At 44.5% G+C, this 22441-nt stretch carries 16 protein-coding genes and 9 tRNA genes; 14 read left to right on the top strand and 11 right to left on the bottom strand.

Annotated elements, in window-relative coordinates; genetic code table 11:
- Nucleotides 1-96: 96 nt before the first annotated feature.
- Nucleotides 97-2928, top strand: a complete 2832-nt coding sequence (locus JSY38_RS06315; RefSeq protein ID WP_205115857.1) for a M16 family metallopeptidase — start codon at nucleotides 97-99, stop codon at nucleotides 2926-2928.
- A gap of 181 nt (nucleotides 2929-3109) precedes the next feature.
- Nucleotides 3110-4330 (top strand): MFS transporter, encoded by a 1221-nt coding sequence (locus tag JSY38_RS06310; protein ID WP_205115856.1) that lies wholly within the window; start codon nucleotides 3110-3112, stop codon nucleotides 4328-4330.
- 6 nt (nucleotides 4331-4336) lie between these two features.
- On the opposite strand, the gene JSY38_RS06305 is transcribed toward JSY38_RS06310, so the two are convergent.
- Both JSY38_RS06305 and JSY38_RS06300 read right to left on the bottom strand, forming a co-directional pair.
- A complete protein-coding gene (locus tag JSY38_RS06305; RefSeq protein ID WP_205115855.1) occupies nucleotides 4337-6790 on the bottom strand; it encodes a YbcC family protein in 2454 nt (817 codons plus the stop codon).
- 9 nt (nucleotides 6791-6799) lie between these two features.
- Entirely contained in the window at nucleotides 6800-8419 is a 1620-nt protein-coding gene (locus JSY38_RS06300; RefSeq protein WP_205115854.1) for an NADH-quinone oxidoreductase subunit L, read from the bottom strand.
- A 123-nt stretch (nucleotides 8420-8542) separates the two neighbouring features.
- On the opposite strand from JSY38_RS06300, the gene JSY38_RS06295 reads away from it, so the two are divergent.
- The 3 genes from JSY38_RS06295 to ppnN all read left to right on the top strand — a co-directional run bounded on the left by JSY38_RS06295 (nucleotide 8543) and on the right by ppnN (nucleotide 12152).
- A complete protein-coding gene (locus JSY38_RS06295) occupies nucleotides 8543-9448 on the top strand; it encodes a LysR family transcriptional regulator (RefSeq protein ID WP_114412655.1) in 906 nt (301 codons plus the stop codon).
- A 52-nt stretch (nucleotides 9449-9500) separates the two neighbouring features.
- On the top strand, nucleotides 9501-10649 hold the full coding sequence (gene zapE / locus JSY38_RS06290; RefSeq protein ID WP_205115853.1) for a cell division protein ZapE: 1149 nt from the start codon (nucleotides 9501-9503) through the stop codon (nucleotides 10647-10649).
- A 132-nt stretch (nucleotides 10650-10781) separates the two neighbouring features.
- Complete coding sequence (gene ppnN / locus JSY38_RS06285) at nucleotides 10782-12152, top strand: nucleotide 5'-monophosphate nucleosidase PpnN (RefSeq protein ID WP_114412653.1); 1371 nt, start codon at nucleotides 10782-10784, stop codon at nucleotides 12150-12152.
- A gap of 188 nt (nucleotides 12153-12340) precedes the next feature.
- Here ppnN and glsB read toward each other — a convergent pair whose 3' ends face one another.
- The 4 genes from glsB to JSY38_RS06265 all read right to left on the bottom strand — a co-directional run bounded on the left by glsB (nucleotide 12341) and on the right by JSY38_RS06265 (nucleotide 16556).
- Nucleotides 12341-13252 (bottom strand): glutaminase B, encoded by a 912-nt coding sequence (gene glsB / locus JSY38_RS06280; protein WP_205115852.1) that lies wholly within the window; start codon nucleotides 13250-13252, stop codon nucleotides 12341-12343.
- 176 nt (nucleotides 13253-13428) lie between these two features.
- Entirely contained in the window at nucleotides 13429-14238 is an 810-nt protein-coding gene (gene nudC / locus JSY38_RS06275; RefSeq protein ID WP_114412651.1) for an NAD(+) diphosphatase, read from the bottom strand.
- 72 nt (nucleotides 14239-14310) lie between these two features.
- The gene (gene tdh / locus JSY38_RS06270) at nucleotides 14311-15336 is read right to left on the bottom strand and encodes an L-threonine 3-dehydrogenase (RefSeq protein ID WP_205115851.1); all 1026 of its coding nucleotides are present in this window, start codon (nucleotides 15334-15336) and stop codon (nucleotides 14311-14313) included.
- On the bottom strand, nucleotides 15336-16556 hold the full coding sequence (locus JSY38_RS06265) for a glycine C-acetyltransferase (RefSeq protein ID WP_114412649.1): 1221 nt from the start codon (nucleotides 16554-16556) through the stop codon (nucleotides 15336-15338). The genes tdh and JSY38_RS06265 overlap by 1 nt, the downstream gene beginning before the upstream one ends.
- 201 nt (nucleotides 16557-16757) lie before the next feature.
- Between JSY38_RS06265 and JSY38_RS06260 the strand changes: the two genes are divergently transcribed.
- The 9 genes from JSY38_RS06260 to JSY38_RS06220 all read left to right on the top strand — a co-directional run bounded on the left by JSY38_RS06260 (nucleotide 16758) and on the right by JSY38_RS06220 (nucleotide 18651).
- Nucleotides 16758-17822, top strand: coding sequence for a polysaccharide deacetylase family protein (locus JSY38_RS06260; RefSeq protein ID WP_205115849.1), 1065 nt, complete (start codon nucleotides 16758-16760; stop codon nucleotides 17820-17822).
- A 62-nt stretch (nucleotides 17823-17884) separates the two neighbouring features.
- Nucleotides 17885-17975: transfer RNA gene (locus JSY38_RS06255), tRNA-Ser, on the top strand.
- 40 nt (nucleotides 17976-18015) lie between these two features.
- A tRNA-Asn gene (locus JSY38_RS06250) sits at nucleotides 18016-18091 on the top strand.
- Nucleotides 18092-18093: 2 nt separating this feature from the next.
- Nucleotides 18094-18170 (top strand) — tRNA-Pro (locus JSY38_RS06245).
- A 27-nt stretch (nucleotides 18171-18197) separates the two neighbouring features.
- Nucleotides 18198-18273 (top strand) — tRNA-His (locus JSY38_RS06240).
- A 13-nt stretch (nucleotides 18274-18286) separates the two neighbouring features.
- A tRNA-Lys gene (locus JSY38_RS06235) sits at nucleotides 18287-18362 on the top strand.
- A 33-nt stretch (nucleotides 18363-18395) separates the two neighbouring features.
- Nucleotides 18396-18471: transfer RNA gene (locus JSY38_RS06230), tRNA-Asn, on the top strand.
- Nucleotides 18472-18473: 2 nt separating this feature from the next.
- A tRNA-Pro gene (locus tag JSY38_RS06225) sits at nucleotides 18474-18550 on the top strand.
- A 25-nt stretch (nucleotides 18551-18575) separates the two neighbouring features.
- A tRNA-Lys gene (locus tag JSY38_RS06220) sits at nucleotides 18576-18651 on the top strand.
- Between the two features lie 563 nt (nucleotides 18652-19214).
- Here JSY38_RS06220 and JSY38_RS06215 read toward each other — a convergent pair.
- The 5 genes from JSY38_RS06215 to JSY38_RS06195 all read right to left on the bottom strand — a co-directional run bounded on the left by JSY38_RS06215 (nucleotide 19215) and on the right by JSY38_RS06195 (nucleotide 22440).
- Nucleotides 19215-19298 (bottom strand) — tRNA-Tyr (locus tag JSY38_RS06215).
- A 51-nt stretch (nucleotides 19299-19349) separates the two neighbouring features.
- Nucleotides 19350-20303: a ProQ/FINO family protein gene (locus JSY38_RS06210; RefSeq protein WP_205115847.1), complete on the bottom strand. Its 954-nt coding sequence runs from the start codon at nucleotides 20301-20303 to the stop codon at nucleotides 19350-19352.
- Between the two features lie 186 nt (nucleotides 20304-20489).
- On the bottom strand, nucleotides 20490-20966 hold the full coding sequence (locus tag JSY38_RS06205) for a hypothetical protein (RefSeq protein WP_239544387.1): 477 nt from the start codon (nucleotides 20964-20966) through the stop codon (nucleotides 20490-20492).
- Complete coding sequence (locus tag JSY38_RS06200; RefSeq protein WP_205115845.1) at nucleotides 20963-21190, bottom strand: cell division protein ZapB; 228 nt, start codon at nucleotides 21188-21190, stop codon at nucleotides 20963-20965. The genes JSY38_RS06205 and JSY38_RS06200 overlap by 4 nt, the downstream gene beginning before the upstream one ends.
- 56 nt (nucleotides 21191-21246) lie before the next feature.
- Nucleotides 21247-22440, bottom strand: coding sequence for a flagellar assembly protein FlgT (locus JSY38_RS06195; protein WP_205115843.1), 1194 nt, complete (start codon nucleotides 22438-22440; stop codon nucleotides 21247-21249).
- Nucleotide 22441 lies beyond the last annotated feature (1 nt).

The raw sequence follows: 22441 nt of genomic DNA, 5'->3' as shown, positions 1-22441 counted from the left end.
GCCGATGTAGCTAGTCCTATCTTTTTCTAATAAACAAATGCTCTGTCGAGCATTTGTTTATGGCCGTTATCTAATTTTTTCCCTATGAGCGATTTTATGCTTTTTCTTCAGAATATTTTACGTGTGCTTGGCTTAACTTGTTTGATGGTGTTTACGTTTCAGGCAGTTGCGAATGACGAAGGTTTACCTTGGGAAAAACGCGTTGTTCACGGTGAGCTGGCAAACGGTTTTCGCTATTATTTATTTGATTCTCGACAAGAGAAAGACGCGCCTAAAGGTCTTGCCTTGGCGAATTTGGTGGTGCTTTCTGGTGCCATTGATGAAGAAGAAAACCAGCTAGGCGTTGCGCATATGGTAGAGCATATGGTTTTCCATGAAAGTGATGGATTGCCGCATGGTGTGCGAAAAGCTTTGACCGATATGGGGTTAAAACAAGGTCGTGATTTTAATGCCATGACGAACAGCGAAAATACCCGCTATATGGTGAATTTGAAAAATACCACAGCAGAACAGCTGAATGCTGTGTTAGGGATTTATCAGCAAATTGCCTTTCATGCCAAGATCAAAGCCTCCTCATTGGATAAAGAGCGTTTAATTATCCAAGAAGAATGGCGTGGCAAGTTGAGCCATCGTTCTCGAGTGAATGATGAGAAAAAAGCCTTATTGCGGGTTGGTTCTTTGTACCCCGAGCGCCCCGTTATTGGCACACAAGCAACGATAAAAAATACACCAGCAGATCAACTTAGAACTTTTTACCAAGATTGGTATGCACCCAATAATATGGCGCTGGTGATTTATGGGCCTGTTGATAGTGCAGAACTAGAGAAACAAATTAAACGTACGTTTGGTAGTGAGGCAAAACGGATATTACCAAAGCGGCACCCTAAAGATCCGCTTTTAGATACAGATCTTAAAATGGGTCAACTGACGGATTCGGGCAGTAAAGTAAACCGTGTGGCGCTTTTGTACCGCTTTAAAAATGAACATGCCAACACGGATGAGAGTCGCCGTGACGGTTTGATTGATTACATGACGCGAAATTTATTAACCGATCAAATTCGTCGACAAAGAGACGTCTTGCCAGACCATGTGCGCGTGTTATCCAGCACCAAAGGATCTGTGTCACCTAATGTGGATATTTTGGGTTTTTCGGTGAATGTTGATGAGGGTTATCACGCACTAGGTTTAGAAACGTTAATCCAAGAGTTAGAACGGATCAAGGCCAATGGATTTTACCAACAAGACTTTGATCAGGTTTATCAAAAAGTGGAAAAGGTAGCCGAACGTAATAAAGATGCGTCTAAGAGTCGAGGGACTATTTGGTCGGTGAAAATGGTCGAAGCGGTGACGTCAGACAAAGTGTTATATGACCCTAAAGAAAGTAACGATCGTCTGTTGAAGCTGGTGAAAACCATATCATTGAAAGACGTGAACGCTCGATTGAAGCAATGGCTGTCTTCCCCTGATCGCATTTTGTATACGCAAGCGGTAGGCGGAAAAAATATCGACATTGGGATGCCTGAATCCGTCACGGCTATTTTTGATGAGATGAGGTCCCGCCCGCTTGGCGCTTTAGAAAAAGAAAAAACCGTGGCGACGAAAGTGCTGCCAGAAACCGCAAAAAACGGTTCTGTATCACTCATATCAAGAAACACTGAGTTGGGTGTATCAAACTGGTCCTTATCCAATGGTGATCAACTGACTGTGCTAGACCCAAGCGTGTTGGCTGAGCGTTATCAAATTGATCCGTTAGAGACAGACACTAAAACCTTTTTTACCGCCGTTTCAGCCGCAGGTTATAACGTAAAAAATGGCTCAACATGGGCAGAACAGATTGCAGTGCAAATGGCGGATGCGACAGGCATTTATGGCTGGACCGATGAAGAGTTTCAGCAATGGCGCAAAGAGAATAGCGTGTTCTTGTCCTCTAAACAAAAAGCACAAAGTCTGGCTTATCGAGGGGCCATTGAAAATGATGACTTAGCTACATTGTTGGGTGTCTACAGGGCGAATCAAGTCACGCCGAATATCGATAAAGACGTATATGACAGCATAATGGCAAGTTTGAAACGAAGCGCTGGTGTCGATGTTGTTCGTCCCATTGAGATGTTCTCTCGTCGTTTGGCTCAAGCTCGCTTTGAGCAAAGCCAAACGGCTTTGGCGTTGTCTGATTTAACGCCTTTGTCATTGGAGAAGTTAAATCAAGTACGCCATAAGCAAGTTGCTTTGCCGGTACAGTATTTTATGGTGTCTCGCTTGCCAGAAAAACAAGTGACAAACTTAGCGGCTGCGTATTTAGCGAATATTCCTCGTGATATGGCTTCTTATGATCAATCGACTTATGAAACGGCGCCTGTTATACAGCAAGCGGGTCAGGCGATTGTGGATGTTTCCTTGAATACTGAACCGAAAGCCGAATATCGTCTTTATGCGTATCAAGCTGTGCCTTGGTCGCCAATTGCGGCGGTACAGCTTACTTACTTAGGCGAGCGGTTAGAGGCGCAGTTAAAACAGCGTCTACGCAGTGAGGTTCAAGGTGTTTACAGCGTAAGAGTAGGTTTGGATCTTAATAAAGAGACTAATCGTGCCGAGCTAAAAATCCAATATTCAAGCTCTCCGGAACGGTTAGATGATTTGGCCGAGATGACCAAAAAAGCGCTTACGGAATTACCAAAGATGATAACCGAAGAGTGGGTGGATGAAATTCATAAGGCGTTTGTCGATGTGGAGCAAAATCGCTTAGAAAAGGATTTTGATGGTACGTTAGTGCACCGACTTGAATTGAGCGAAACCCTGTATGGTGATGATCGCTATTTAGATGAAATGGATGAATTGGTTTCTGGTTTAACATTAAAGAGACTAAAAAATCTTGTTGATACTTTAACATTTAGCGATAGGGTGATCGGTTTGTATCGTCCTTTGGATTAGGTATTTAGATAACGAACCTAAAAAAGTTAAATGCCCAACAATGACATTGTTGGGCATTTTTATTAGCAGCTCTTTTCTTATTATATATTGCTGGAACTAAGTTTGTTACTCGACTTATTAGGGCGTCATGAATACTATGAAAGTCGTTATTCTGTGATTTGTTTTAGTAAGGAAAGCATGCATGTCGCGTCCTGTTAAGTTGCTCAGTGTGTCTATTGCTCTAATTTGTCTGTTGCTGGCGTTGAACTTTGGTTTGCGCTCATCAATGGGCTTTTTTATGGCGCCCATTTCCCAAGAGTTTGGCTACGGACGAGAAGTGTTTGCCTTTGCTCTGGCGCTACAAAACTTATGTTGGGGGTTATTTCAGCCTATTGCTGGTGCCTTTGCTGATCGTTACGGTACCTTGAAAACCTTGTTTATTGGGGCGGCGTTATATGCATTGGGTTTGTATGTAACCGCGGGTGCTGATGGTGTGCTAGGACTTAATATGGGGGCAGGCGTACTGATGGGGATGGGCATCGCAGCGACAGGCTTTGGGGTGGTTTTGCCAGCAATGGCGCGTATGGTTTCGCCTGAAAAACGCTCTTTTGCTTTGGGGTTAGGTAGCGCTGCAGGCTCTGCCGGTCAGTTATTAGTTATTCCCGTTGCCCAAGAATTTATCGCAGGGTATGGTTGGAGCAATGCTTTGCTTCTTTTGGCTTTGGGCGCTTTGATGATGGTGTTGTTGTCTAGTCCGTTTCGCCATGAAAAAGATGCTAAAAATGCAGGATCGTCAACGACAGACGTAGCCCAAACCATGAAAGAAGCCTTGCGCGAAGCCAGTGCGTATTCTCATTACTGGCTCTTGGTGGTTGGCTTTTTTGTTTGCGGTTTTCAATTGGCCTTTATCACGGTGCATATGCCTGCGTTTTTGTCTGACCAAGGTTTTTCCCCTGATGTTGCTGTAGCAAGTTTGGCGTTGATCGGCTTGTTTAATATTTTTGGCTGTTTATTGTCTGGTAGTTGGGCAGGGAAGTATTCGAAGAAAAAATTACTCACTATCATCTACGCGCTGCGAGCCTTGTCGATTGCTTTGTTTATGACGCTGCCAATGACCAGCACGTCCGTGTATGTCTTTTCTATTGTCACAGGCTTGTTGTGGCTGGCGACGGTGCCGCCAACTTCTGGTTTAGTCGCGCAAATGTTCGGCCTGCGATACATGGGCTTGTTGTACGGTATTGTGTTTTTAGGCCACCAACTCGGCTCGTTTAGCGGCGTGTGGTTGGGCGGTTATCTCTATGACAAAACAGGTTCTTACGATGTCGTTTGGTGGGCAGCCTGTATTATTGCTTTGATCACAGCATTAATTCATATCTTGATTGATGAGCGCCCAGTGGCCCGTCTTCGTGCCGCTGTGGCTTGAGGTCTTTTATTCAGGTGCTTGCCATCGCTGTTGGAAGAAGCGTTGCACTTTGTCGCCTTCCCATTGAAACAAATACAGCCAGCCGTTATCGATCAATTGCCTGACAATGTCATGCTTTGCAGCGATTTTCTCGATCTCGGCTTTTGGGGCGGCAATGTAGACCGCAAGTCGGACCGGCGTGTGCATCCACTTCTCTCCATCACTTAGGGATTGCATAGACAGTCCTATGCGTAAGTCCCCGCCGTTGCCTTCAAATACTCCAATATTGCCACCCACCGCATTGTGCAGCACTTTATTACCGCAGCCGAATTTGAAGTTATCCGTCACCGATAGGTTGTATTGCATGTTGATCCAGTGAGTCACCAGCATGGGCGCCGTTAAAATGCGTTCTAAGATGCTGAAATCGGGATCATGGTGTTGATCATAGTCGTGTAAAAAGCTGCGTCCTTGTAAATCAAGGTGTCGAGTCAGCTGGCGTGGCGCGATGATAAAGGAATGGTTGTTGGCGAGTCCCCATTCTGGATTAACTTGAGACCAATCGTTTGCGCGTCTGGTAAAAGCCTTAGAGCGTTGTTTATCAGGCACTTCCAGCAGGGAAGTGTCTAACTTTGTCGCACGTTCTTGCTGGGCCAAATATTGAGCTTTTTCAAACCAGCCTGTTTCTTTAAGCCAGTTAGCCATCTTGCTGTCGGTGTCTTTCAAGCCTTCTATTTGATCAAAGCAAGTTAATTGGTCTGTGGTGGTGTTATGCAACGCAGGGACAAATTGCGTGTCACTAGGAATAGCGGCGTCCATGTTATTGAGTAGGGCGCGTACCTTGTCATCATTTAATAGTGAAGCCAACACCCTCACGTTGACCTCGCCGCTTTGGCCACCGCAGGCGCCGCACTCTAATCCCGCGGCATGAAGGTTATTACTGGTGTGACTGCCATGACCGACTAACATGACAATTGGCGCGTAGGTTGTCAGTTTTAGGGTGTCTAAAATGCCTTTTGCTAAATTTGCCTTATCTTGATCGGTCAAGGCGAAACCGTGCTGAGTCAATTGCCAGCTTGTGTTTGGCGCTAGGCGGTTGGCTGGGTGTTCCTGTCTCATGGAGAAGAGTGTTTGCTTGAACATTTTAAAGGCGTACCACCAACCCATGGATTCCACCATGGAAAACGACGCAGGTGCTGCGTGGCCCCAACGATGCCAACGAGCTTCTTTTTGCTGGTGGTGTACGTGATTCTTACTACTCGTGCATTCGGTAACGGTTATGGCTGCTTGTAAGAGGCCTGGCAGTTGTGGGCGAGCGTATTGGCTGTCTTTCGCTTTGTATTCGATAGGTAAACCAAAAAAACCGGCAAAGCCAAGTGTTTGAATCGTATCAGATTGTTTTTCTAGTGCGCGGCGAAAGACTTCTGAACGAACGTCGATACAGAAAATGGCTTGTAGCTCAGGTCTGGTCGAAAGTGTTGGAGCTGGTTGTTTGGCTACTAGTGTTTTATGTAGATTTTTTTGTTCACTGTATTCCAGTGCTAATGCCCAGACTTTAGGTGCTAATAGAGCGTCTTGATGGGCTTCAATCAATTGTGGAATGGCATTTTTTTGTGCTGACCATTTTGTTTCTATTGCGGCGTGCAATGCTATCGATGTGTGTTTTAGGTAACGCCAAATTACCAGTTCCCACGCCACTTTGATGGCAAGCAAAGACTCTACATGGTTTTCTTTTGCTAAGTTTTCGTTGTTATCCCCTTTGGACCAATTCAGGTAAGCCAAGTAGCTGCTCCAGCCATTGATATCCAGCAATAATGCCTGAGCATAGAAAAGCAGCGCTTTATCATCCAAGGCCAATTCGTCGATAACGAGAGCAAATAAAGCGTCTTTATCATTGGGTAAGTGATGGAAGAAGTCGGTTAACTTGGACTCGGCCATGATAATGCTTAGCCCTTTGTCTTCATTGGTGACTTCTAACCAATGGCTGTAAAGGTCAAGTTCGCTATCGATATTGTGTTGTCTTAGGGTTGGACTTTGCTGCTGATAGTGCGCTGCGCAAAACTGGCTCACTTGATGAGTTATCTCATCGTGCCAAGACATTTTATGGGCGGAGCGTTGTTGGTCTGCAAGATCGGCAATGTTGCGCCATGGGGTTTGGGCGGCGCTAGCTTGAGATAGGTGTTCAAGTAAGGATTCTGGCGCCACCTTGAGATCATAATGATGAGCCGCTTTGACAAGGCAATCTTGCGAAATCCGTCCTTCGTCATACCAGGCGCGGTAAGACTTAATAGGTAAATGAGTTTTGATACCAGCCAAGGCAGATAGCTCATCAGATATGTCGTCAAAGGGTTTGTGTACCAATGACCAAAGTGGGTTCACTGCGATCAGTTTATCCAGAGGCCAGTGGGGCGCAATCGTGTTGGTCGCATCAAGTAATAGGTCTTTTTGCTGCATGCTTAAAGTATTTGGCGCTTTGCTAGTCATGCGATTCTCCTAAGGTTTTAGCGACGGTTGATTTTTGGTTGTGGTGTGATCTTGTTTGGTTCTAGCGGGCAAGGTGACTGGCCAGAATTTCAGCACCAGACGCGTAAGCCATTCATCCAAATAAAGCCCCGCAAACAATGCAATTGATAAGCGACGAACTGCACGCCAGCGCACCTGATAATGCAAAAGTGCGCTTAAGACGAAGAGTAAGCTAAATAAAACCATGGCCCAGATGTCCGCGAGGGAAAAAGCCTGAACCGTGTGAACAGAATAGGTCGGCAGTGCATAATGCATGGCATGTTTCAATGTGGCGTAAATCACACACAAAAATAAGCCCATAGCGAAGGTGTACATCACAGAAGGTGAATGCTCGCTGGTACGCCATTGCACGATAAGCAAGGTCAGCGCGAGAGCGAATAACCACCAAGCACTAAATGCACCCTCGAAGCCAAGCAGCGTTCTGACAATGACCACACAGGCGGTGCTCAACCCAAGCGCGATGAGCCAAGTTTGCGCATTAGGTACGATTACTTTGTTTGTTTGAGGTTGTTGAGTATTAGGTTTAACCGCACTGGAAAGACGCAATCTAATAGCATCATTGACCGCGTTGCCAGAGTTGAGGAATGAGTAAGCTTTGTAAAACGAATGGGCGAGCAAATGCAGCAAGACTAATTCGTATAAACCTAAAGCGAATTCCAACAGCATCAGACCCATCTGCGCACAAGTCGACCAAGCAAGGCGTACTTTGACGCTGATTCGAGTCGTCATTATTAAGGCGCTGGCGAGGGTGGATAGACCTGCCACGAGCAATAAGAGCCATATCGCATAATTGCTTTGGGCAACGACGGGTGTAAATAAAAGCAGTAGATAGCCACCTAAGTTAATCACGCCAGCATGCAACAAGGCGCTAACGGTTGTTGGAGATTCGACCACTTGTATTAACCAACCATGGAAAGGTAACTGAGCGCATTTGATTAACGCGGCAAACGCAATTAAACAAGCGGCCACTTTTTCTTGCCAATGCAAGGTTAATCCTGCATTAGATTGGGCCACCGCGGTGTTGATAATGGTATTGATGTATAAACTGTCGTATTGCTGATAAAGCAAGGCAAAGGCGGAAAATAAAGACAGCTCAGCAACTCGCGCCAGCATGAACTTTTTGTGAGCCGCTAGAATGGCGCGTGGTCGATCTGCATAGAAGGTTAATAAGTTGTTGAGTGACAAACTAATGCCTAACCAACCGAGCCAAAAAATCACCAAATGGTTGGTGGTGACTGTGATAGCAACGGATGCCAAGGTAAACATCAACCAACGATAGTAACGATTTAGGTTAGCCTGCCCCGCCATGTAGTTGCGGGAAAAACTGATCAACACCCAACCCATGACTGTCACGAGACCAAGCATGATCTGATTGAGCGCCGTGTGGCGAATCAGATTAGAAGATTGCCACGCATCGGTAAAAAAGTAGCTAACTGGAAATGTGGTAAGAAAAATAATCAGTAAGAGAAAGCTTAATCGAGAGGCTTTTTGAGCAACCGCTTTGCTGTCTTTACGGCCTAGATACCAGCCACCAAAAAACAGTGCAAAGGGAATGAAAATCGGTAGAAAGCTTAACGCGAGAAGCGACATAAATACCTACATCTTTTAGGCTGAACAAGTGGCGGCGATTATGAAGGCTTTATTTTGTTAATAAAAATACATATATTGTTATAAAACGTTCACTTTATATTATGTATTTGCAGGTACTTTTTCATGGCTCGACTGAATTATCACCATCTGTATTATTTTTGGCGAGTGGCTAGGAGCTCGAGCCTGACGGATGCAGCAGAAACCTTGCACATATCTCAATCGGCGTTGTCAGCGCAGATAAAGCAGCTAGAGCTTAGCTTGGATGTGGCGTTGTTTGTTCGCCAAGGACGTAAGCTGGTGTTGACTGACGTGGGACGTCGAGTGCTGGCCTATGCGCAAGATATTTTTAATACCGGTGAAGAGTTAGAAAAGTTTATCCAGAAAGACAGCGCCACGCAGGTTCAGCACATAACCATTGGCGTGCAGAGTAATTTGTCGAGGAATTTTATAGAAAGTTTTATTGCGCCCTTGCTAAAAAGTGAGAATGTGGACTTTTCACTTGCTTCGAGAGGCATGACTGATTTACTTAGCGGCCTCGTTAATCACGAATTGGATCTAGCGCTAACCAATCGTGCCATTCTAAGTGAAGGCCAAGACACCACCTGGCAAAATCAGTTGGTCGCCAGACAAGCCGTGGCGATTGTTGGACCTTATGGTGAAAAGCCTGATACGCCTTTTCCTCAAGGCTATGAAGATAAAAAATGGGTGGTACCGGGGCGCAATACCGATATTCGCTCTTCCTTTGAATCCTTTTGTGCCACTCATCAATATCAGCCAGACATCAAAGCGGAAGTTGATGATATGGCAATGTTGCGATTGTTAGCAAGGGACAGTGGCTATTTGTCTGTATTGCCCCCTGTGGTGGTAAAAGATGAGATTCAGTCGAAAGTGCTCCAAGATTATGAAAGTATCCCTCAAGCCTTCGAAAACTTCTATGCCATTACTATGCCTCGTAAGTTCACTTCTCAGCCTGTGCTGGATTTGATCAAGATCGCGATTCATCAGTATGCTGTCGACTATTCAATGTAAGTATTCTGATTCGCCAGTTTTAAAGCTCATATATTTTAAAAGGTAATAGTGCATGACACCTTTGCAAACCTATCAAACTCGCTTAGAGCAAAATGAAGTGAGTTTTGATGAGTGCCAACAGTCCGCGTTACAGGAGTTGGAGCGTGTTTATCAAGCGGTACTTTCGAATTCATCAGACCAGGATAAGGTGGAGCCAATCAAAGGGGTTTATCTTTGGGGGGATGTGGGGCGCGGCAAAACTTTCTTGATGGACCTGTTCTATCACTGCTTGCCTGATGGATTGGCGCTAAGGTTGCATTTTCATCATTTTATGGCGCGCTTGCACCGAGAGTTGAATCTTGCCTTCGGCCAGAAAAATCCCTTGAAAGGCATAGCGAAACGTTTGGCGGAAGAATGTCGAGTGCTGTGTTTTGATGAGTTTTTTGTCTCTGATATTGGTGATGCCATGTTGCTAGGTGGTTTGGTTGAAGCCTTGTTTGAAGAAGATGTTGTGCTGGTAGCCACGTCGAATATTGCGGTGGAAAATTTGTTTCAGAACCAGTTGCAAAAAGAGCGTTTTGCGCCTGCCATTGTCTTGTTACAAGATCATTTAAAAAGCATCCATCTTAGTGGCGAAGAAGACCATAGATTACGGCATACTGGTTTTACAGAAAATTATTTTGTTAAAAGCGAACAGGATATGTCGACTTTGTTTCATCAACTTGCAAAGGGGAAAAACAATCAGCAACCGCTGCAAGTGTGCCGTCGTGCGATTACGGTCATTGAGTCGGCAGACAATATTGTTTGGTTTGATTTTTATGCCTTGTGCGATGGCCCTAGGTCGTCGTTGGATTACATAGAGTTGGCGCAAACCTATCCCATGATAATGCTCACTGGCATTCCAGAACTGAGCAGCGAACCTTATGAGCATATTAAGGCGCGAGGCACAGAAGACGGTGCGATTGGTTCAGGGCAAACGGGTGAGCGTGCCGTTTCATTGGGAGTAAATGACGATGCTGTACGTCGCTTTATTAGCTTGGTGGATGAATGTTATGACCATCAGGTGGTTTTATTATTAAACGCTGACGTGCCTTTGGAAAGCTTATATTTAAACGGTACTCTGCTATTTGAATTTCGTCGCACTTACAGTCGTTTAATTGAAATGTCGTCCCATTATTATCTGTCATTACGGGCGAGTTATACCGAAAATACTACAGACTAAATAATTGATTTCACTCTGACTATTTTCACTAAGTTGATCGCTAAAGCTTGATAAAAGGCTATTGCGCGACCACTATATTTAGAGGTAATCATATTCAAAGACATTATTAAATTGAGAATAAGGAGGGCGATCATGCAGTACGAAGATCGCGTTGATGCGTTAGTCGCACCGAAAGGTTCGTTAGAGATGTTGTCTCAGGATGAGATTTTTCGTTTGTCAGAAGAGTCGGGTCCGCTTCATGACTTATTTCACCGCTGTTCTTTGGCTATTTTGAATTGCGGTAGCGACTCGGATGACCCACAAGCAGTGATGGAAGAGTTTAAAGATTTTGAAATCCGCATCGTGCAGCAAGAACGAGGTGTGAAGCTACAGCTTAAAAATGCACCAGGCAGTGCGTTTGTAGATGGAAAGATGATCAGCAGTGTGCGTGAGATGTTATTCAGCGTATTACGTGACATTATTTTTACTCAACATGAAATTCTTGCTCGCGGTCTTGAGAATGCCAGCTCAGACAAGCTAACCAATGTGGTATTTGAGCTATTACGTAACGCCAATGTGTTCCGACGTATTCAAAATCCAGACATGATTGTGTGTTGGGGTGGCCATTCTATCGCTCGTCACGAGTACGATTATACTAAACGCGTAGGTCATGAATTGGGCTTGCGTGAACTGAATATTTGTACTGGTTGTGGGCCAGGGGCGATGAAAGGGCCGATGAAAGGCGCTGCCATTGCGCATGCCAAACAGCGTATGAAGAATGGCGTGTATTTAGGCTTAACAGAGCCAGGTATTATTGCGGCAGAATCTCCGAATCCTATCGTAAACCAGCTAGTTATCATGCCGGATATCGAGAAGCGTCTAGAAGCCTTTGTCCGTGTTGGTCACGGTATTGTCGTTTTCCCTGGTGGTGCTGGAACCGCAGAAGAAATTCTGTATATTTTGGGAATCTTGCTACACCCGAAAAATGCTGGCGTGCCTTTTCCATTAGTGTTTTCAGGACCAAAAGAGAGTGCCGAGTATTTCGAGCAAATTCACGCCTTCATTGGCGAGGTATTAGGTTCGGAAGCACAAAATAAATACCGTATTATTATTGAAGACGAAGTGGAAGTTGCCCGTGCCATGAAGCAAGGTATGGAAGAAGTTCGCCAGTATCGTAAAGCCCATCAAGATGCGTTTTACTACAACTGGAAACTGCATATTCCAGAAGAATTCCAATATCCGTTTGAGCCAACCCATGAAAAAGTGCGTGAGCTGAACCTACACTTCAATCAAGAGACGCATTTGCTTGCCGCGGATTTACGTCGTGCCTTTTCGTCTATCGTTGCCGGCAACGTAAAAGCGCAAGGCGTGGCTTACATCAAAGAGTTTGGGCCGTTCGAGATTCATGGCGACAAAGCGTTATTGGCGAAACTGGATGCCTTGTTGCAAGCGTTTGTTCGTCAGCAACGGATGAAGTTGCCGGGCAGTGCGTATGTGCCGTGTTACAAAGTCATCACAGACTAACTGTATGACGTTATGAGCTCTTTGTTAAAAAAAGACTCGTCTTGGCTTCGCTCGTGACGCCATCTCTAACTAGGTGGCTACTACGCTCGCCAATATGTTGTTAAAAACTGTGATACTAAAAAAGGGCTTCTCGTGAAGCCCTTTTCTGTTTTTGGTCGTTGTATTTTTGCTTCTGGTTTAAGAAGAGCCTAACCAAATACCGACCAGCCGATGCTTTCCGATAGGGCTTCAAGCGCAGCCATGCCCGCTAGTGAATTGCCCGATTTGTTCAGTTCGGGTGACCAAACACAAACTGAAAAACGATTTGGGACGATGGCAAGAATACCGCCGCCAACACCGCTTTTGCCTGGTAGTCCAACACGATAAGCAAAGTTGCCAGCTTCGTCGTATAAGCCGCTGGTGGCGAGTAGGCCGTTTACCTGAGTAGTTTCTCGCGCACTAAGTACTTGCTCACCACTAAGCTGAGAGAAGCCCTTGTTGGCAAGGAAGCTAAAGGCTTTTGCTAAGTCCACACAATTCATGCGCATCGCACAATTGTCGAAGTAGCTATGCAAGACATCTTCTACATCATTTTCGAAATTACCAAAGGCTTTCATTAAGTACGCCATGGAAGCATTTCGAGCACGAAACTCATATTCAGAGCTGGCAACGATGTGCTCAGAATTCAAATGGGGGTTATCGGCTAAGCGACGAATAAACTCTCGCATGGCGTAATGTGGCGAGGCAAAACGAGACTGATTCATATCACTGATGACCAAGGCGCCAGCATTGATGAAAGGGTTTCTGGGTACGCCTGCTTCGTATTCTAACTGCACGAGGGAATTAAATGGGTTACCGGAAGGTTCACGTCCAACTCGCTTCCACATGTCTTCGCCATAATGTTTGATGGCAAGGGTCAAGCTAAAGACTTTAGAAATACTCTGGATAGAGAAGTCTGTATAAGCTTGACCTGCATGATAGAGCTTTCCATCGTTGCTGTAGATGGCAATACCAAATTGATTCGGATCTACATTCGCTAGAGCAGGAATGTAATCTGCGACTTTGCCTAAACCTATTAATGGTTTTACTTTTTGTTCGATTGAATTTAGTAGGTCTTCCACGAGGTTCTCAGTTTTATTCTTTTATGGGAAGTGAATGAGTCGTTACTTATCTGGGTGGCTAGTATAGGTATTTACTCAAGGATTTCTAGCGGAGAAGGAATAAAATCGATGAATTGGGGGCGCTTTTAGGCACTACACTTTCTATAAAGCGTGTGCCTGAAAAGGAAAAGAAGAAGCTAGTGAGTTTTTGCTTTTTTTATGTGTTCCACATGTAAATTAATCAGCTGGCCTGAAATCGTCGCGTTGTTTGGGGTGTTCGGCAAGTTATCAATTGGGTACCAATTAGCTTCTTCAATCTCGCCTGGAGCGGGTGTAATGTCACCGCCAGCGTAATCAGCAAAAAAGCCGACCATGAGTTGGTGTGGAAAGGACCAAGGCTGACTATCAACATAGCGTATGTTGGTTACCTCAAGTCCGACTTCTTCTTGTATTTCACGAGCTACTGCCTGTTCCAAGGTTTCGCCCGCCTCAACAAATCCTGCGATGTTGCTATATCTATCTTTTGGAGCTTGTGGGCCTCGAGCAAGCAGTATTTGGTCGCCATTACGGATGGAGACGATGATGCAGGGAGAAATTCTAGGGTAGTGGCGTAGGTTGCAAACAGAGCAAATTTTGGTGTGTTCTTTGGTGTGCTTTTCATTCATGGGCGCGCCACAGCGACCACAGAATTGATGGTCTCTGTCCCATGTGGATAGTTGGTGTGCCCGGCTGAGTAAGAGGTAATGGGCTTGATCTTGTAAAAACAGTAACTCCCTTAGGCCAATTTCGGAAAAGCCTTTGGGAATAGATTCAAAACGACATACAAAGACATCTTGGCCGTGCCATTGCCCACAATAAATAGCGCTCATTTTGGAGTTGGGCTGAAAGTGAGTAAAGGGAATCAAAAATTCATTATCTAGCTCTATTAAGACTTGGTTGCGGTGGAGCAATATATAAAGCGCATCTTGATGAGGAAGAGGGTGAGTTTGAGTGCCTATTTCTAACATGTGATTGCTCGGTTTGCGTCTAAAAGAATACGCTAACGCGATCATCTTCTAGACGCAATAACCAAGGTGGATTTAATTCCAGTCCAGAATCACTTTTCCTGATTTACCTGACCCCATTGTGTCGAAGCCTTGTTGAAATTCATCAACATGAAAGCGGTGGGTGATGATGGGGGAAATGTCTAAGCCAGATTGCAGCATGGCAACCATTTTATACCAAGTTTCGTACATTTCTCGTCCATAAATACCTTTGATTATAAGGCCTTTAAAAATGACTTGGTTCCAGTCTATCTGTGTGTCTTTTCCTGGAATGCCTAGCATGGCAATTTTCCCGCCGTGATTCATGCATTCCAGCATAGAGCGGAACGCTGTGTCATTGCCTGACATTTCTAATCCAACATCGAATCCTTCCTGCATGTCTATCTCGTTCATCACATCTTTTAATGATTCACGGCTGACGTTGACGGTGCGGGTCGCGCCCATTTTTTTTGCCAGATCTAGGCGGAAGTCGTTTACATCGGTAATCACTACATTGCGCGCACCTACATGCTTAGCAATGGCTGCTGCCATGGCGCCAATTGGCCCAGCGCCAGTGATTAAAACGTCTTCGCCGATTAAATCGAATGACAGGGCGGTGTGAGTAGCGTTACCAAAAGGATCGAATATAGCCGCCATATCGTCGCTGATGTTATTGGGGATCTTGAATGCGTTGCTGGCTGGAATGACCAAATATTCCGCGAAAGCGCCTGTGCGATTGACGCCAACCCCAAGTGTTGTTCGACACAGATGGCGACGGCCGGCACGACAGTTTCGGCAATGGCCACAAGTAATATGACCTTCCCCAGAAACACGGTCGCCTATATTGAACCCAGACACTTCAGGACCAATTTCTGTTATCTCTCCTACAAATTCATGGCCAACGGTCATGGGCACAGGAATAGTGTTTTGTGCCCATTCGTCCCATTGATAGATATGCATATCTGTTCCACAGATGGCGGTTTTGCTTATTTTGATAACGACATCGTTATGTCCACATTCTGGATGCGGGGCGTCTGTCATCCAAATTCCTTTTTTCGCATGAAGTTTCGCAAGCGTTTTCATTATTTATTTCCTTCCCTTTTTCCTTCAATGACACCCATCTCGCGGCCTACCTTGGTAAAGGCAGCTATGGCAAGATCGAGCTGTTCCCTTGTTAGTGACGCTGACATTTGTGTGCGAATTCTGGCTTTGCCCATTGGAACAACTGGGTAGGCGAATCCGGTTACAAAGATCCCTTCTTTATATAGCGCATTTGCCATCTCTTGTGCGAGTTTTGCGTCCCCTAAAATAACAGGAATAATAGGGTGATCGCCAGGCACTAGGTTGAAGCCTAGGGCGTTCATTTGGGTGCGGAAGTATTGGCTGTTTGCTTTTAGTTGTTTGCGGGCTGAATCGCCTTTTTTTAGGGACTCTACAATCTGTAAGCTGGTGGCTGCGATAACTGGTGCTAATGAATTTGAAAACAAGTATGGGCGAGAGCGTTGACGAAGCCAATCAACAATGTCTGCTGAAGCGCTGGTATAGCCACCAGATGCGCCACCTAACGCTTTGCCCAATGTTCCTGTGATAATGTCGATACGACCAAGTACATTGCAGTACTCATGGCTACCTCGGCCATTTTCGCCCAAAAAACCTACTGCATGAGAGTCGTCTACCATTACTAACGCATCGTACTTATCAGCAAGGTCGCAGATGGATTTTAGGTCGGCAATTATGCCATCCATAGAGAAAACACCATCAGTGACAATGAGTTTGGTTTTCGCCCCATCTTTATCGGCTTGTTGTAATTTGTCTTCCAGTTCATTCATGTCGTTATTGGCGTAACGGTAGCGCTTTGCTTTGCATAGGCGAATACCGTCAATAATGCTGGCGTGGTTGAGCGCATCACTGATGACAGCGTCTTTATCGCTGAGTATAGTTTCAAATAAGCCGCCGTTGGCATCAAAACAAGAAGAATAAAGTATGGTGTCTTCCATTTGGAGAAAATCACTAAGGCTTTTCTCTAATCGGGTGTGTATGTTTTGCGTACCACAAATAAAACGTACTGAAGCCATGCCGTAGCCGTAGTCATTTAGTGCTTGGTGAGCGGTTTTTGTGACTTGGCTATCATTTGCCAAACCAAGGTAATTATTTGCGCACAGATTAATTAGAGGTGATTGATCGGCTGTATTGATTTGGCTTGCTTGTGGTGTTGTTAGAGGACGCTCAACTTTATAAAGGCCTTCTTGCTTAAGTGTGTGGAGTTGATTGCCCAAATTTTTGTAAAAAGCGGATTTACTCATGATTTTTCCTCTTGTGGAGATAGTTATTCCTTTTGTTGAGAACTCCTTGATGTCTCTTGAGTGTAGGAGGGTGCTATGAAAATGAGTAGATGCAGTGACATGAGAAAATAGCCATAACAGTTTGTAGTGTTTTGGTGAGCTGGTCAGACCTGCTATTCGTCACGTAGAATGAGCATAAATATTAATCAATAAGGAATAGACATGTTGTCAAAGGCTCGTTATAGCGTTGTCATCGCTGCCCTAAGTGCAAGTACGATGCTTCAGGCGCAAGATTATTTGCCAGTTCTGCAATACCATCATGTAAGTGCTAGCTCGCCTAAATCAACTTCGGTGACGCCTGAGCAGTTTACTGAACATATGGACTATTTAAAAAATGCAGGCTTTCAAGTTGTGGATTTACGTTCTGCATTGGATGATCTAAAAGCGAATAAAGCGTTACCTGAAAAAGCCGTGGCGATTTCATTTGATGATGCTTATCGCAACATTTACCAAGCGGGATTTCCTGTCTTAAAAGAAAGGAATTTTCCTTTTACGGTGTTTATCAATACTGAACCAGTAGAGCGTAAAAGCCGTAGCTTTTTAACTTGGGAGCAGATGAAGGAGATGGAGAAGTCTGGTGGTGTGTTCGCTAACCATACAATTAGTCATCCTTATATGTTGCGTAAAGAGAAGGGTGAAACCGATGACGCTTGGATGTCACGTATGACAAATGAAGTAGATACTGTTGAAGGTTTGCTGGTTAAGTACCTCGGAAGCTCACCAAAAATGCTGGCTTATCCTTATGGTGAGTCTAATGGGCAGATTCGTAGCATGATGAAAGAGAGGGGGATTTTGGCATTCGGACAACAGTCTGGCGTGGTAAGTGCAGATTCTGACTTCGAAAATCTGCCTCGTTTCCCTGCGTCTGGTGCTTATGCCAAGTTATCAACATTAAAAACAAAGTTAAATGCTAAGCCAATGCCACTCTTATCAGAAAAGGCGGGTGGTGATTACGCAACCGATCAGCCTGTGTCGATTAGTTTGACTTTTAAAGAAGGTAAGTATCGTTTTAAAGACTTGGCTTGTTATGTATCTGGTCAAGGAAAGGCGACCCTTGAGTGGCTTTCTGAGACGGAAGTGCTGGCAAGTGCACCGAAGCCTTTTGGTGTTGGTCGTGGTCGTATAAACTGTACGATGCCTGACAATTCAGGACAGCATTATTACTGGTATTCTAATGTGTGGATCCGTTCTTCTGCTGATCAAGGCTACGTGAGTGAAAAAAGTTAAACTTTTTTAAAAAAGAGGTTGCACTGAAATTTCAAATCAGTATTATACACCTCGCTCGCAACGGAGGGGTGGCAGAGCGGTTTAATGCACCAGTCTTGAAAACTGGCGTAGGTTAATAGCCTACCGAGAGTTCGAATCTCTCCTCCTCCGCCATCTTCTAAAGGTGGTTGTTGTGGCAAGATAAAATATTAGTTCCTCGATAGCTCAGTTGGTAGAGCAAATGACTGTTAATCATTGGGTCACTGGTTCGAGTCCAGTTCGAGGAGCCATTCGGAGTATAGCGCAGTCTGGTAGCGCGCCTGCTTTGGGAGCAGGATGTCGGGAGTTCGAATCTCTCTACTCCGACCATTTATTTTATCATCACCATTAGTAATGGTGGGCGTAGCTCAGTTGGTAGAGCTCCGGATTGTGATTCCGGCGGTCGTGGGTTCAAGCCCCATCGTCCACCCCATTACTTGATAGTTGGGTCGTTAGCTCAGTTGGTAGAGCAGTTGACTTTTAATCAATTGGTCACTGGTTCGAATCCAGTACGACCCACCAACTATCCCTATACAGAATTCTAATCTGATTAATTCCTCGATAGCTCAGTTGGTAGAGCAAATGACTGTTAATCATTGGGTCACTGGTTCGAGTCCAGTTCGAGGAGCCATTCGGAGTATAGCGCAGTCTGGTAGCGCGCCTGCTTTGGGAGCAGGATGTCGGGAGTTCGAATCTCTCTACTCCGACCATTAATAAATCAGTAAAAATATGAGCGGGTCGTTAGCTCAGTTGGTAGAGCAGTTGACTTTTAATCAATTGGTCACTGGTTCGAATCCAGTACGACCCACCATTCTTCTCATAATCGCCTTAATGTCCTCTATTTATTTCTTGACCTTTCTTTAGATAGTTTCAAAATCGTCTATCGTCTATCGTCTATCGTCTATCGTCTATCGTCTATCGTCTATCGTCTATCGTCTATCGTCTATCGTCTATCGTCTATCGTCTATCGTCTATCGTCTATCGTCTATCGTCTATCGTCTATCGTCTATCGTCTATCGTCTATCGTCTATCGTCTATCGTCTATCGTCTATCGTCTATCGTCTATCGTCTATCGTCTATCGTCTATCGTCTATCGTCTATCGTCTATCGTCTATCGTCCGTCTAAGCTGTTTAACTGGGTGGGTTTTGAGAGCATGTGGGTGTGCTGCTGGATGCTGGTCTTTTTAGGGTGAGTGTGTGTTTGGTGTGATGGTGTTGGCGGGTGGTGATGTAAGAAGGGTGGTGTCGCAAAAAATTGAGTGTAAGGAATAGGTTGTGCTTTTCTTGATTGTTAGGTGGTTTCTTGACGAGGTCTTGAGGGTTGTGTTTGATTTTTGGGCTGTAAGATGTTGAATCTTAAGAAGATACTGCTAATGGTGGAGGGAGGTGGATTCGAACCACCGAAACTTTCGTGGCAGATTTACAATCTGCTCCCTTTGGCCACTCGGGAACCCCTCCACAGCAGCGCGACGTATAATATACATCGCGCTTTACTATGTAAATAGTTTTTTAAGATTTATTTAGCAATTTTTCTAATTTTGCTTTCATGCGCTCTTCAGGGGATAGGTTGTCGTAAATATCTTCTTGTTTGGGAGCGCTTTGGGCGTGCTTAGGTTTTGAGTTTGCTCTGTTTTTAGCTTGGGCTTTTGGTTTATTGCTACGAGTCGGCTGAGCAGGCTTTTCTCTAGCTGGTCGGCTAGTTGTCGCTGTCTTGGCTTTAGCGGGAATCATGGATTCAGGTAGGGCTGGCTCGTTATTTACTGCTACACCCTCCAGATCAATTCGTGGTTGGCCTGACAGTAAACATTTTTTGTATCTGTCTGAGCGCGTGTAGGCTGCTAGGGCGCGTTTTTGTTTGCTAGCGTTAAAGTCATCATCCAGAACCATGTCTTTGTCTATGCCGACTTTCAGAGGCTTAGGTTGATTCCAGTCAAACGCTTTCGGATAACGGTCTTCGAGCATTTTGATTAGGCGGCGATTGTTTTTCTGGTTTTTTTGACGCTTTTTTTGTTCTGGCGTCAATGTCGCTGCTTCTGTCGTGCTGTCACTTGCTTCTTGTACGCTAGTGTCGTTATCGACTAGTTTGTCGTCTTCTTGCAAGCCGTTAAGCTCTGTTTGTTGTGTGGTCATGTAATCAATCTGTTCTGTTGTCGTGGTTGTGGTGCTGTTATCAGCATGCTCGTGCATTAAGTCAAAGTTGAGTTGATGTTCCACTCTATTTGGCTTTTTTACTTGCTCAGGGACTGATGCGGTACTTAAAAGGTCAAGAGAGTCTTCAATATAAAGCTGCAGTTGATCTTCTGTTGACCGATCGGCCATGTGTTGTAATAAATCCATTGAAGCACTGTATTCAATGGAAGTGGTTGTCTTTTCTTGTAGTTTTAGTATTTCCTCGTTTGCTGATTTTAACTGCTCAGTTAGCCAGTTTATCTTAGCTTCGAGTTTTGCTATAAGTTGTTCCATAGAAACACAAGGCTCAATATTTTATTGGGGTCAGCGGAACTCTTGGTGTATTGCTTATACCAAGCATTTCTTTTCGCTGATCCTCACTTGGTAGGATAACAGTGATGTGTTTTCCGCTTTGCCACCAAATGTAAGTCGTTGTGATTAAGGCGCTGGCGATGAAAAAAGGTAATAATTTCATCTTACTTAGAAAGTAAGTCCCGCACCAACCATGACGTGTTTGTCATAGGTGTCACTACTGCTGTTTAGAATTTTCACAAAAATATCTAACCGTGATGCATCTGATATTCCAATGCGAAAACCAGCTTCTGGATAATAGACTGTCTCGTCGAAGAATGAGACGCCACCACCTATAAATGACCACATTGGAATGCCTGGTAAAATTTGAAGTGCTGGTGTCGCGCTATAATAACGGGACCCGAAAGAGACGGAGTTCTCGAATGTTTCTCCAATAACAAATGATAACCCGCCATACAAAGAAATATTTTCTGGCAGAGTGTACTCCATTGATGCGTTTATAATGGAGGTTACATTTGTTTCGCCTTCAGCTGTTGTTGGGCGCGCCGCTGTAGATGAAAAATTTACCAAACTCGCAATTTGACCTTCAGCGGATGCGTGTGCACTAACTAAAACTAAAGTTGCAAGTAAAAGTGATTTCATCATTTTTCGTCCATCTGATTTAAGCGGTTTAACATCTGAGAAAGAGAGGATTCCCAGTTGGATTGTTGTTCCTTAGTTTGGCTCAGAGTGCTTTGAATTTCACTTTTTTCTTCACTAAGTTCATAGTTTTGCATTTCAAGCTCTGAAATGCGTTTGCGCAGTGAGCCAATTTCTTCTACAGCTTCGTTGATGCGTTGCTCTAGGTGATGTAGTAATTCGTTATTCATTGTACTGTCCTAAAAAAATAAAGCGGCCTGTAGTGTATAGGCGTTGTTATATAAAGTTACCAAGCAATCACGACATCTTGTTGTTGTACATTCAAAATGCGGGAGTCAACAACCAGCTCTCCAACTGAAAAGTTAGGTTGAACCTGTTTTATTGTAACACTGATATTAGCATTATTCAGCTGGGTTTGAGCTGATTGCAGCTGGTTGAATACTTCATAACGGCGATAAACATTGAATTTATCACCTTGCTTGATTCCAGACAAAGACCCTGCCGATATATGGATCCTATTCCCTTCCGTGCGAAAAATGTTGGCTATAAATGGTTGGCAACGTAATTGATCGCTTGTGTCTAATGCACTTTCTTTTAGAGCTTGCTGAACTACCTTTCCATAATGAACAGACCAAAACTTGGCACTGCCAAAGCCTACTCTTGCATGGTCAGAAATGTCCCAGTTACCTACTTCATTATAGCGTTGCTCGAATAGTAGGGCGCCGCTGAAACCATCATATATATATATATCGACCACAAAGTTTCTTTCTTTATCAATTCCTTCATCAAGAAGGTCTTTTGACTCTTTGTCGTTAGGAAATCTAAGGTAAACCTCTCCAATATCTCTAATCACACCACTGACAATGTACTGAACACCAAGTTGCTCACTGATTCTTGTGACATTAGTTAGAGATCCATCATAGTTAGTGGAGGATGGTGCGTTTATTAGATCTGGATAGATGGCGATGTTTGTGGCTGTTAAAGCTCTTAAGTAGCCTTGCTTATTAATTTCATCCGCCAAGTCTTTTGGTAGCTCTCTGGATATATTACTGAGACCTCCTAACCTAGCTTGTAGGGGATCTTGTAATTCGAACCCTGTCACTCCGACTGTTTTTTTGTAATAACTTGTTGGGCCTGAGCTGCATTGTGAATCTGGTGTCACGTCGACACGAGCAACAATGCGAAGGAAGTCGCCATTTTGTTCTTCAGATAAGATTCTTGCCTTTTGAACATAACCTGAGCTGCGAATTTCTAGGTTAGACTCAAGCTCTCCATTGTTTAACGCATCTTTTATGTTAACTCTAGACCCTGACTCTAAAACCGCTTGCTTAATAGCTTGTTGAGTTGCTCTGTAGCGAGCGTCAGCAATATCGTTGTTGTATATGACGGCTTCGCCAACCGCGTCTACGCTTTTAGCGAAAGTCATGCCTGGCAATAAAAATACTAAGGCGACAAGTAATGTGCGTTTTAAGATCAGCATT

It is taken from the genome of Marinomonas foliarum, from assembly GCF_016906065.1.
GTDB lineage: Bacteria > Pseudomonadota > Gammaproteobacteria > Pseudomonadales > Marinomonadaceae > Marinomonas > Marinomonas foliarum.
Note: the sequence above shows the minus strand (reverse complement) of the source record. Positions and strands in the feature narration are given on the sequence as shown.